This window comes from Winogradskyella vincentii (genome assembly GCF_020166345.1).
GTDB lineage: Bacteria > Bacteroidota > Bacteroidia > Flavobacteriales > Flavobacteriaceae > Winogradskyella > Winogradskyella vincentii.
In genome coordinates, this window is the sequence record NZ_JAIUJS010000004.1 from 45590 (window position 1) to 57976 (window position 12387).

The 12387-nt window shown below is 33.0% G+C and carries 12 protein-coding genes; 6 read left to right on the forward strand and 6 right to left on the reverse strand.

Annotated elements, in window-relative coordinates; genetic code table 11:
- Window positions 1-10: 10 nt before the first annotated feature.
- The gene (locus LBV24_RS08725; protein WP_224478266.1) at window positions 11-1033 is read right to left on the reverse strand and encodes a quinone-dependent dihydroorotate dehydrogenase; all 1023 of its coding nucleotides are present in this window, start codon (window positions 1031-1033) and stop codon (window positions 11-13) included.
- A 148-nt stretch (window positions 1034-1181) separates the two neighbouring features.
- Here LBV24_RS08725 and LBV24_RS08730 point away from each other — a divergent pair, with 148 nt between their 5' ends.
- From LBV24_RS08730 to LBV24_RS08740, 3 genes are all read left to right on the forward strand, one after another.
- The gene (locus LBV24_RS08730; protein ID WP_224478267.1) at window positions 1182-2012 is read left to right on the forward strand and encodes a universal stress protein; all 831 of its coding nucleotides are present in this window, start codon (window positions 1182-1184) and stop codon (window positions 2010-2012) included.
- Window positions 2013-2090: 78 nt separating this feature from the next.
- Entirely contained in the window at window positions 2091-3323 is a 1233-nt protein-coding gene (pepT, locus tag LBV24_RS08735; RefSeq protein ID WP_224478268.1) for a peptidase T, read from the forward strand.
- 14 nt (window positions 3324-3337) lie between these two features.
- Window positions 3338-3937 carry a YdeI/OmpD-associated family protein gene (locus tag LBV24_RS08740; RefSeq protein ID WP_224478269.1) on the forward strand — a complete coding sequence of 200 codons (600 nt, stop codon included), beginning with the start codon at window positions 3338-3340 and terminating at the stop codon, window positions 3935-3937.
- A 50-nt stretch (window positions 3938-3987) separates the two neighbouring features.
- On the opposite strand, the gene yajC is transcribed toward LBV24_RS08740, so the two are convergent.
- From yajC to LBV24_RS08760, 4 genes are all read right to left on the reverse strand, one after another.
- Window positions 3988-4281, reverse strand: coding sequence for a preprotein translocase subunit YajC (gene yajC / locus LBV24_RS08745; RefSeq protein ID WP_114300812.1), 294 nt, complete (start codon window positions 4279-4281; stop codon window positions 3988-3990).
- A gap of 10 nt (window positions 4282-4291) precedes the next feature.
- A complete protein-coding gene (locus LBV24_RS08750; RefSeq protein ID WP_224478270.1) occupies window positions 4292-4834 on the reverse strand; it encodes a DUF1573 domain-containing protein in 543 nt (180 codons plus the stop codon).
- Window positions 4835-4943: 109 nt separating this feature from the next.
- Window positions 4944-5879 (reverse strand): transcription antitermination factor NusB, encoded by a 936-nt coding sequence (gene nusB, locus LBV24_RS08755; RefSeq protein WP_224478271.1) that lies wholly within the window; start codon window positions 5877-5879, stop codon window positions 4944-4946.
- Between the two features lie 89 nt (window positions 5880-5968).
- Window positions 5969-7072 carry a Glu/Leu/Phe/Val family dehydrogenase gene (locus tag LBV24_RS08760; protein ID WP_317196177.1) on the reverse strand — a complete coding sequence of 368 codons (1104 nt, stop codon included), beginning with the start codon at window positions 7070-7072 and terminating at the stop codon, window positions 5969-5971.
- A gap of 127 nt (window positions 7073-7199) precedes the next feature.
- On the opposite strand from LBV24_RS08760, the gene LBV24_RS08765 reads away from it, so the two are divergent.
- The 3 genes from LBV24_RS08765 (at window position 7200) to LBV24_RS08775 (ending at window position 12005) form a co-directional block, all read left to right on the forward strand.
- Window positions 7200-8957 (forward strand): ABC transporter ATP-binding protein, encoded by a 1758-nt coding sequence (locus LBV24_RS08765; protein ID WP_224478272.1) that lies wholly within the window; start codon window positions 7200-7202, stop codon window positions 8955-8957.
- Between the two features lie 58 nt (window positions 8958-9015).
- Window positions 9016-9408, forward strand: coding sequence for a PUR family DNA/RNA-binding protein (locus LBV24_RS08770; RefSeq protein WP_224478273.1), 393 nt, complete (start codon window positions 9016-9018; stop codon window positions 9406-9408).
- Window positions 9409-9494: 86 nt separating this feature from the next.
- Entirely contained in the window at window positions 9495-12005 is a 2511-nt protein-coding gene (locus LBV24_RS08775) for a M14 family metallopeptidase (protein ID WP_224478274.1), read from the forward strand.
- 30 nt (window positions 12006-12035) lie between these two features.
- Here LBV24_RS08775 and LBV24_RS08780 read toward each other — a convergent pair whose 3' ends face one another.
- Window positions 12036-12371, reverse strand: coding sequence for a tRNA-binding protein (locus tag LBV24_RS08780; protein ID WP_224478275.1), 336 nt, complete (start codon window positions 12369-12371; stop codon window positions 12036-12038).
- Between the last annotated feature and the right edge of the window lie 16 nt (window positions 12372-12387).

Below are 12387 nucleotides of genomic sequence, written 5' to 3' on the forward strand. Positions count from 1 at the left end.
ATAGGCGCATTTACTGCGCCTTTTTTATTATTGCTTTATTAATATTTTTAATAAGTTTTGGTCCTTCATAAACGAACCCAGTATAAAGTTGAACCAGATCAGCACCAGCATCAAGTTTATCTAAAGCATCGTTCGCAGAATGAATACCACCTACTCCAATTATAGGAAATGATTTATTACTTTTTTCAGCTAAAAATCTAATTACTTCAGTAGATCGTTTTGTTAAGGGTTTACCACTCAATCCTCCAGTTTCTGATTTATTCGCACTTGTAAGCCCTTTACGTGAGATTGTGGTATTGGTTGCAATTACACCATCTATCTTAGTAGTTTTAACAATATCAATGATGTCCATTAATTGTTCATCCGTTAGATCTGGAGCAATTTTTAGAAGTATTGGTTTAGATTCCGCCTTGCCAAAATTTAAAACCTGCAAAGCTTTTAAAAGGTTTGTTAAGGGTTCCTTATCTTGCAACGCCCTTAGATTTGGCGTATTTGGTGAGCTTACGTTAACAACAAAATAATCTACATAATTAAACAAAGCCTCAAAGCAAATCTCATAATCTTTAATTGCATTTTCGTTAGGCGTAATCTTGTTCTTGCCAATATTACCTCCAATTAATACACCCTTGTTCTTTTTAAGCCTTGTCACTGCCTCTTCTACACCACCATTATTAAAACCCATTCTATTTATAATTGCTGAGTCAGACCTTAATCTGAATAAACGCTTTTTTGGATTTCCAGGTTGTGGTCTAGGTGTTAGAGTGCCTATTTCAATAAATCCAAAACCAAAATTTGATAATTCATTAAACAGTTTAGCGTCCTTATCAAAACCTGCTGCCAATCCAACAGGATTTTTAAATTTGAGCCCAAACAATTCTCGCTCCAATATTGGGTTTTCAATCTGATATAAGCTTTTAAACAATCTTTTGACACCTGGTATTTTTGATAAATTCCGAATTAATGAAAATGTAAAATAATGTACTTTTTCTGGGTCGAATAAAAATAAAACAGGTCTAATTATAGTTTTATACATGTAGTGCTAATTTGCTGTACAAAAATAACATTCTTATTAGTTTTTATTGACTCAAGAACATATTAATTAAATAAGAATAAACTGTCATTTGTCATTAATTTATACCATTGTAATTCTTAACTTTGACATATAACTAATAAACACAATCATGAAAAAAATCATTATTCCTGTCGATTTTTCAATCCATTCAGAATATGCCTTAGAAACAGGTGCGGCACTAGCTAAAAAACATAATGCAGAATTAATTGTAATGCATATGCTAGAACTTTCTGAATCACTTATATCATCATCTAGTAATGCAAGAAATGAAGAAACTGCATTTATGTTAATGTTGGCCAATAAAAGGTTTGAAGAGTTTTTAGATAAGCCATATTTAGAAGGAGTCAATATAACACCATTGATTAAACATCACAAAGTTTTAAAAGAAGTTTCGGATGTTGCTAATTATGAAAAGGCAGATTTGGTTGTAATGGGTTCTCGAGGGCATAGTGAACATGATGGAATTTTTACGGGTTCAAATACCGAAAAGGTAGTTCGTTATAGTAAAATTCCTGTTTTGGTGGTTAAAACTAAACCTGAATCGGTAGAATTTAAAAATATAGTTATGGCTACCGATTTTATGGAAGAAAGTATTTCTGCTGTAAAAACTGGTCTTGAATTATTAAACCAACTATCAGAAAATGTAATTCTTCTCCACGTTAATTTACCTAATTTAAGTTTCTTGAGTTCTGATGAAATTGATGAAAGAGTATCTGAATTTATGAAATTATCTCAACTTGAGGACAAAAACGTAAATATTGATTTCATAGCAGACCATAATGTGGAGGATGGCGTATTAAGTTATGCTAGACGAATTAATGCTGATGCAGTTGCTATGATTACTCATGGCAGAAAGGGTTTAAGTCATTTCTTTGGTGGTAGTATTTCGGAAGATATCGTAAATCACGCCAAACGACCTGTTGTAACGTTCAGGAAATAATATTTTAAAAGCCTTGAAATTCAAGGCTTTTATATTAAATGACAATTGACTATTATTATTTTGATAAAAACAATAAACATGCAACATATTATAGACCGATTTATAAGCTACATTTCAATAGATACAGAATCAGATCCAAATTCTAACACAACACCAAGTACAAAAAAGCAATGGAATTTAGCAAATAAACTAGTTGATGAGCTCAAAACCATTGGTATGAGTGACGTCTCTATAGATGAAAATGCCTATATCATGGCTACCCTGCCAAGCAATGTAGATTATGATGTACCTACCATTGGTTTTATTTCGCATTTTGATACTTCACCAGACTTTACAGGAGCTAATGTTAAGCCACAAATAATTGAAAACTACGATGGTAAAGACATTGTTCTCAATAAAAAACAGGACATTGTTTTATCCCCAAGTTATTTCGAAGATTTATTATTATATAAAGGTAAAACTCTGATAACAACAGATGGCACAACACTTCTTGGAGCTGACGATAAAGCAGGAATCACGGAAATAGTCACCGCAATGGAGTATCTTATAAACAATCCACATATTAAACATGGTAAAATTAGAGTAGGATTTACTCCTGATGAAGAAATAGGAAGAGGCGCTCATAAATTTGACGTTGATAAATTTGGTGCTGATTGGGCTTATACTATGGATGGTAGCCAGATTGGGGAATTAGAATACGAAAATTTTAATGCCGCTGGTGCAGTTATAAAGGCTAAAGGAAAAATTGTTCATCCAGGATATGCAAAAGGTAAAATGATAAATTCAATGTATTATGCTACTGAATTTATAAATTCATTACCAAGATTAGAAACGCCAGAACATACTGAAGGATACCAAGGCTTTTTTCATTTGACAAAAATTGAAGGAAAGGTTGAAGAAACATCACTTCAATATATAATCAGGGATCATGACAAAGAAAAGTTTGAAGCTCGTAAATCTTTAATGGAGAAGATTGTGAATGATTTAAACACAAAATTTGAATCTGACATTTTTTCAATTGAATTAAAAGATCAGTACTTTAATATGAAAGAGAAAGTAGAACCAGTAATGCATATTGTAGATATTGCTGAAGAAGCAATGAAATCCCTAGGCATTAAACCGTTAATAAAACCTATTAGAGGCGGAACCGACGGTTCTCAACTATCCTATATGGGATTACCATGCCCAAACATATTTGCAGGAGGACACAATTTTCATGGACGTTACGAATATGTACCTGTAGAAAGTATGCAAAAAGCAGTTGAAGTTATTTGTAAAGTAGCTGAATTAACAGCCACAAAATATAGCTAAAGAATATTCTCAAAATGAAAAAAATCTATTCCGTTGAGGAATACATAGAAGAAAACTCTCATTATGGTGAAGAACTAAAATTGATTCGATCCATTATTAACAAAACTGAGCTCGTTGAAACGATTAAGTGGAGTGCACCCACTTATATGCTCAATGGAAAGAACGTCGTTGGGTTTAGCGCCTTTAAAAACCACTTTGGACTTTGGTTTTATAATGGTGTGTTTTTAAAGGACAAACACAACCTATTAATTAATGCTCAAGAGAATAAAACTAAAGCCTTGAGGCAAATGCGATTTACGCATAAAGATCAAATCAATGAAGCTATTTTATTAGAATACATTAAAGAAGCGATTGAAAATCAGCGTATAGGAAAAGAAATTAAACCTACCAGAAATACAAAGCCTATAAAAGTACCAGCGGCATTAGAACATATTTTTAAAGACAATAAAGATGTTAGCCATGCATTCAAATTATTAACTCCTGGGAAACAACGCGAGTATTGCGAGTACATCTCAACCGCAAAACGAGAGGCCACCAAACTTTCACGTATTGAAAAAATATTACCAATGATTTTAAACGGTGTAGGCCTAAACGACAAATACAAAAACTGCTAATAAAAAAACCCGCTGTAAAAGCGGGTTTTTTATATCTTAATTACAAACTGTTATTTCTTAGCAACAGCAGTTGTATTTAGTTTTTTACTCATTTCCATAGAAATCGCAGAACGATCGAACTTAATCTTACCTGCAAGTGTTTCTATAACACAGCTATTGTCTTTATCGTTTAGATCAACAACTTTGCCGTGCATACCACTTTTGGTAATTACACGATCACCGCGTTTTAATTCGCTCGCAAATTTCTTTTCTTGTTTTGCGCGTTTCATTTGTGGTGCAATCATAAAGAAATACATCACAGCAAAAATTGCAATAAATGGTAAAAAAGATCCTAATCCTTCCATTAATTAATATTTAGTCGTGGTTATGACCTTCGTGACCAGGTTGAGTCGATGTCTTAGTCGTAGATAAAGGGTTGATGTTTGCTTTTCCAGCTGCTTGAACTGGTGCGTTTGGATCTTTCTGAACCATAGCAGTAATTTTTACAACTTCTTTACCTTTCTCTGTGTTTGTTGTCATTGTTAATGACTTAGAAACTTTTCCATTTCCTTTACCATTGAACTTTACAGTAAATTGACCAGATTCTCCTGGTGCAACTTCTTTTGTCCAGTTATTTGGTACTGTACATCCACAAGTACTTTTAATATTACTTACAACCAACATTGAGTTACCCGTATTTGTATAATTAAAAATAGTCTCAACAGGAGTACCATCCATGATAGTACCAAAGTCGTGTGTAGTTTTGTCTAATGCAATTACAGGGAAATTACCTGCGTTAGCATCTCTTTCTGCCGCTACGGCAACATTTTCTGATTTTACTTTACTTGCTGCATTTTCTTTACATGATGTAAAGGCTACCATACATAATGCACTAAGTCCTAAGATTACTTTTTTCATCACTTTATAATTTAAATTTATGATTATTCGTGGGTTGCGAAGTTAATAATTATTTCAACCAATTAAAACTTTTAAAGGTGCTTCTGGATTTTTTGTAAGAAAATACGCTTTACCTCAAGCCACGCCCAGACTTTGGATGCAAATTGTTAGTCTGATATTCCTTAACGATTTTATCTAAAATACCATTGATAAATAAACTACTTTTGGGTGTAGAATATTCCTTAGCAATCTCTAAATATTCATTAATAGTTACTTTCTGAGGAATTGATGGGAATTTCTGAAATTCGCATATCGCCATTTTAAGAAGCACACCGTCTAAACTTGCTAACCGCTCTGAATCCCAATTCGTGGTCTTCTTGGCAATTTCTTCACTAAAACTAGAAGTATTCAATAATGTTTTTCTTAGTAGTTCTGTTGCGAATTTTTTATCGTCCATATCCTTGTAAAGCTCAGGTAATAAAGCCGTTTCAGGAGCATTGAATTTTAATTTTCTAAATATTTTAATCAAGGATGTATTGACTACAGGTAAGTCATCTACCCAAGTCAAACGCTTATCTTCAAAATAGTCGTAAAGCTTATCGTTTGGAGCAATAATTTCTGAATATATGTCTAAAACAAACTGCTTATCATTATTAAAATCATTGCCAGAATATTCACTGTAGATCTTACTTTTCAGAATTAACTTAAAAAGTATATCCACATATTCTGAATCCAAATCCCAAAAGTCCAATTTCTTTTTAGTTATAGTTTCTTGCAACAATGTATTGCCACTAATTAATTCTAAGAATTGGTTGTTGGCAAAATTAGAACTGTTTTCCACGCCATCTTCTGTGGCTAAATGTATGTTCTGAAGTTTTTGGTGATAATCCTTGCTCTTCTTGTGTATTGCTGTGAGTAGAGCTAAAATTGATAAATACAAGTCGTACATGCTATCTATACTATGAAGTAAAAACTTTTCATCTTTTGTAAGATCATCACTTTCAGTACCATTAAAAGCGTACAATGATTGCATTACTTTAATTCTGATGTGTCTTCTGTTTAGCATGTTTAAGAACTTCTTATATGGTGTTTAAAAAAGGTGAACCATCTTGTGATTCACCTTGCAAAAATACTATTATTTAATTCTGAAAAAAATTATTTAGAATTTTCTCGTTTCCTAGTTTCAATACGCTCACTTGCTATTTTGTAAGCCGCTTCAAAAGTGGTAAGATTATTTGCTTTAGCACTATCTAAAATCTCAAGAGTGGTATTATAAATATTTTCGGTTTTTCTTATTATTTCTTGCTTGTCATAGTCTTCTAACTCCGCATAAACATTTATAATTCCACCTGCATTAATTAAAAAATCTGGAGCATATACAATGTCTCTTTCTTGTAATATTCTGCCGTGTTTAGTTTCTTCTACCAGTTGATTGTTTGCCGCACCTGCAATAATATCTGCCTTTAATCTATAAATGGTTTCGTCATTAACAGTAGCTCCTAATGCACATGGTGCATAGATATCCATTTCTTCGTTATACAAATCATCACCTTCATAAATAGCAACGTGATATTTATTACTCACAAATTCTAATCGCTCCTTATTTATGTCAGTAATATATACCTCTGCACCTTCATTAACCAAATGTTCAACCAAAGCTTCACCTACACTACCTATACCTTGAACAAATACTTTTTTGTCTTCTAGTATATTAGAACCGTACTTAAATTGAGCTGCCGCCTTCATTCCCATAAATACGCCATAGGCAGTTATTGGAGACGGGCTACCAGCACCGCCTTTACTTTCAGATATTCCGGTAACATAAGGTGTAACTTCCCTTACAATATCCATATCCTCAGTATGCATTCCTACATCTTCTGCTGTAATGTATTTGCCATTTAGTGAATGTACAAACTCACCAAATCGCTTCATTAACTCAGGTGTTTTTTGTGTTTTAGGATCGCCAAGAATAACTGCTTTTCCACCTCCTAGGTTCAATCCTGTAATTGCAGATTTAAATGTCATGCCACGAGAGAGACGCAATACATCATTTAATGCTTCCCACTCATTCTTATATGGTAACATTCTGGTACCTCCTAATGCAGGTCCTAAAACGGTATTATGAATACCAATTATAGCTTTTAAACCAGTATCTTTGTCATTGCAAAAGACAATTTGCTCGTGATTATCAAAAGATGCTTGACCAAAAACCGGATCGACTTTTGACAAATCTTTCGAGTCCATAACTTCTGAAGTCATATTGAGATTTTAGGATATTAAAAATTGTATAAAAACAACATGTAAATTTAAACCAATACTAGAGGATTAGCAAAATATTAACGATTAAATAGGATTATCGTAATACTTTTGACCGACCAAATGCAACATGAAAGCACTCAAGCATCTTAATAAGTATTTTTTTAAGTACAGATATCGATTAATAATTGGTATAATTATTACCATTCTAGCTAAAATTTTTGCACTCTTTACGCCTAGATTAGTAGGCGCTTCAATTAACGTGGTTTCTGATAGATTTTATGGTAAAATATCTTATGAAGTTTTTAAGTCTGAATTGATAACCAATATTCTTTATTTAGTTGGCGCAGCAGTTATTGCAGGTATGTTCACGTTTCTAATGCGTCAAACCATTATTAACGTATCGAGATATATTGAGTATGATTTGAAGAACGAAATATATCAGCATTATCAGGTGCTTTCACTCAACTTTTACAAGTCCAATAGAACAGGTGATTTAATGAATCGCATAAGTGAAGATGTTGGTAAAGTACGCATGTATGTTGGGCCAGCAATAATGTACACTATGAATACTATTACCTTGTTTTGTGTGGCTTTAATTTACATGATTAACACCGCACCTAAACTAACAATGTACACTTTATTGCCGTTACCAATACTATCAATTTCAATATATAAATTGAGTCGTCTTATAAATAAAAGAAGTACAATAGTACAGGAGTCTTTGTCTACTCTTTCAACTTATTCTCAAGAAACTTTCAGCGGAATATCGGTTATTAAATCTTACGGTATTGAAACCAGAACAAATACTGAATTTGAAGGTCTTTCTTCAGAAAACAGACAGAAGCAAATCAATTTAACTAAAGTACAGGCCTTGTTTTTTCCTTTGATGATCTTATTAATTGGCCTGAGTAATTTAATTGTAATCTATATTGGTGGATTGCAGTATATGAATGGTGAAATAGAAAATATAGGTACCATTGCAGAATTTATCATTTATGTAAATATGCTTACTTGGCCTGTTGCAACCGTTGGGTGGGTAACCTCCTTAGTACAACAAGCCGAGGCTTCACAGCAACGTATCAATGAGTTTTTGAAAACCGAACCAGATATAAAGAATTTTGCAGAATCACCAACAGCTATTAAAGGTGATATTGAATTTAACAATGTCTCATTTGTATATCCAGATACAAATATTGAAGCACTAAAAGGCATCAGTTTTAAGATTGATTCGGGAAAAACCCTAGCCATTCTTGGAAAAACAGGATCGGGCAAATCAACTATATTAGACTTAATTGGTCGTTTGTATGATATTGATAATGGCAATATTATAATTGATGGCAAATCAATAAAAGAACTCCACCTCAATAGCCTAAGAGAAAGTATTGGGTACGTACCACAAGACGCATTTTTATTTTCAGATACTATAAAAAACAATATTAAGTTCGGTAAAGAGGATGCTACGGATGAAGAAGTGATTGAAGCCGCAAAAAATGCTCGAGTTCATCGAAACATTGTAGGATTTAAAAAAGGTTATGATACCATACTTGGGGAACGTGGTATAACCTTGTCTGGTGGACAAAAACAAAGGGTTTCCATAGCAAGAGCAATTATTAAAAAACCAGATATATTGTTATTTGATGATTGTCTTTCTGCGGTAGATACCGAGACTGAAGAAAAAATTCTCAAAAATTTGGTAAAACTGACTAAGGATAAAACTACTATAATTGTTAGCCATAGAGTTTCTTCTGCTAAAAATGCGGATACCATTATTGTATTAGAGGACGGTAAAGTTATTCAGACAGGAAACCATGAATCCTTAGTAAACACAGACGGCTATTATAAGCAGCTCTACACAAAACAACTCTCCGAAAAAGAAATGCGTTAAATTATTTGTTAGTTTACATTTTTTTTAGATTTTTGGATAGAATTTAAACAAACGATATATGAGTGATTATGGAATGATGGACAAAGAAGAAATATTTTCTAAAGTGCTACGTGCTGGAAGACGTACTTATTTCTTTGATGTAAGAGCTACTAAAGCTGGAGACTATTATTTAACAATTACGGAAAGTAAAAAATTCACTAATGACGATGGTTCGTTTCATTATAAAAAACATAAAATCTATCTCTACAAGGAAGACTTTACTGAGTTTAGAGAAATTTTAGGTGAAATGACGGATTACATCATTAATGAAAAAGGGGAAGAAGTAATTAGCGAAAGACACCAAAAAGATTACAAAAGAGAAGATGACTTCGTTCAGCAAGAAGCCAAAACTCCTCAAGATACTGAACCAACTACCGAAAGTTTTACAGATATCAGTTTTGACGATATTTAGTAGACACTTTTGTTAAATTAAAATAAAAAACCGTTACGTTGCGTAACGGTTTTTTTATTTTTATAACCTAACCAACTTAAATTATTATGCTACGAAGTATTTTATTGTTCTTCCTAACTACTACCCTACTTTTCTCACAGTCCCAAACCGATTTATCTTACTATTTACCACAAAATGTCACATATAACCCTAGTATACCAAAACCTCAGAGTATAGTTGGTCATAATGTTGGAGAATGGCACATTACACATGATAAATTAGTACAATATATGTATGCCCTTGCTGATGCCTCTAATAGAATAACTATTGAAAATAGAGGGGAGACTTTTGAAGGCAGGCCGTTACTCCTACTTACAATAACATCTACAAAAAATCATAGCAATATTGAGCAGATACAACAAGAGCATTTAAATGCAACCGAATCTAACAATACAGATACCCAAAACAGACCAATAGTTGTTTACCAAGGGTTTTCAATACATGGTAATGAACCTAGTGGTTCAAATGCATCACTTTTAGCAGGATATTATTTGGCCGCAGCAGAAGGTCCAGAAATAAATGAGTTACTTGACAATGTGGTTATATTATTTGACCCATCTTATAATCCTGATGGATTACAACGCTTTGCTTATTGGGCAAATACAAATAGGAATATGAATCTAAATCCAGATCCAAATGATAGAGAGTACTCTGAAGTTTGGCCTGGTGGACGTACCAATCATTATTGGTTTGATATGAACAGAGATTGGCTACCAGTACAGTTACCAGAGTCTAGAGCACGTATCAACACATTTCACAACTGGTTACCAAACATTTTAACAGATCACCATGAAATGGGTACAAATGCTACTTTTTTCTTTCAACCTGGTATACCATCTAGAACACATCCCTTAACGCCAAAATTAAATCAAGAGTTAACTAAGGAGATTGGCACCTATCATGCTAAGGCATTAGACAACATTGGCTCTTTATATTATTCTGAAGAAAGCTATGATGACTTTTATTATGGTAAAGGCTCTACTTTCCCTGATATTAATGGTAGTATAGGAATTCTATTTGAACAGGCAAGTTCCCGTGGACATGTGCAAGAGAGCGATAATGGTATTCTTACATTTCCGTTTACGATTCGCAATCAATTCACTACAGCATTGTCAACTTTAAAGGCAGCCAAGAATATGCGAAAGAGCATTTTAGAATATCAACACAACTTTTACAAAAACGCTAGAAATGAAGCCAAAAAGCAAGGTAACAAGGCCATTGTTTTTGGAAATTTTAAAGATGCGGCTAGAACATATCATTTAGGAGAAATTCTAAAAAGACATAAAATCAAATTTCATCATTTGAAAACTGATTTTTCTGAAGACGGTAAATCATTCAAAAAAGGTAATGCGTTTATTGTACCTAAAAATCAAAAAAACACTAGGCTGATAAATGCTATGTTTGAGAAACGCACCACATTTCAAGATAGTTTATTTTACGATATATCGGCATGGACCTTTCCACTTGCATTCAATTTAGATTATGCCGAGACTACAATTGCAAATGCTGGTAATGTTGTAACTGACTTACAATTAAACACAGGTGGTGTAACTTCAAAAAGTGAATATGCTTATTTGTTTGAATGGCATGAATATTACACGCCTAAACTGCTTAACGCCTTACTTAAAAAAGAAATTAGAGCTAAAGTTAGTATGAAGCGATTTAATGCAAATGGCAAGTCCTATGATTATGGCACAATATTAATTCCAGCTAAAAATCAAAATATTAGTACTTCAGAACTGTATACAACTTTAAGTGATTTGGCACAAGAAAGCCATATAACTATTGATGCAGTATCAACTGGTCAGAACAAAGGTATAGACCTTGGTAGCCGTAACTTTAGAACAGTAGAGGTACCAAAAGTTGCTTTATTGGTTGGTGATGGAATGACCTCTTATGATGCAGGTGAAATTTGGCATTTGTTAGATACACGATATGATATTGTTGCAACAAAAATCGATACCAGAAATTTAGGTAGAGCTGATTTGAGTAGATATAATACCATTATTATGGTAAATTCTAACTCAGGGTTAAGTGAAAGTAACACCAAAAAAATGAAGTCTTGGATTGAAAATGGTGGCACACTTGTAGCATATCGAAATGCACTTCGCTGGATCAATAGTAAGGAATTAATGAAAATTAATTTCAAAAAACGAAATAATTTGAAAGCGAAGAATATCAGTTTTGAGCAACGTAGTGATTTTAGAGGTGCTCAAGTCATAGGTGGTGCCATCTTTAACACGAGTATAGATAGATCGCATCCGATTAATTTTGGAGTGACAAGTGATGAATTGCCAATGTTTAGAAACACAACATTGTTTATCAATGCAGATAAAAACAGTTATAACAATCCTATTCAATACACTAAAACCCCTTTGCTAAGTGGTTATATTTCTGAAGAAAACCTAGATAGTTTAAGTTTGAGCGTACCTTTAAAAATTGGCAGATTAGGACGTGGAAAAATTATTGGTTTCACCGACAATACAAACTTTAGAGCATTTTGGTATGGCACCAATAGGCTTCTAATGAATGCCATTTTCTTTAGGGATGAAATGTAAGGATAGATTTATGCTTTAGGAATAATATTTCTAAGATACTTGAGCTCCATTTTTAACCCTTGTTTCAGGATGCAAAAGAAAAACATCATTTTCCTTCACTGCTCCCATAACTAAGCACTCGCTCATGAAATTTGCAATTTGTTTTGTTGGAAAATTGACAACAGCAACAATCTGTCTATTAAGTAATTCTTCTTTTTTGTAAAGAGTTGTGATTTGTGCTGAAGACTTTTTAAAACCAAGATCACCAAAATCAATTGTGAGCTGATAAGCAGGTTTACGCGCATTTGGAAAATCATTAACCTCAGTTATAGTACCAACCCTTAAATCTACCTTTGTAAAGTCTTCAAATGTTATTATCTTATCCATTCACTAAAATTAATAA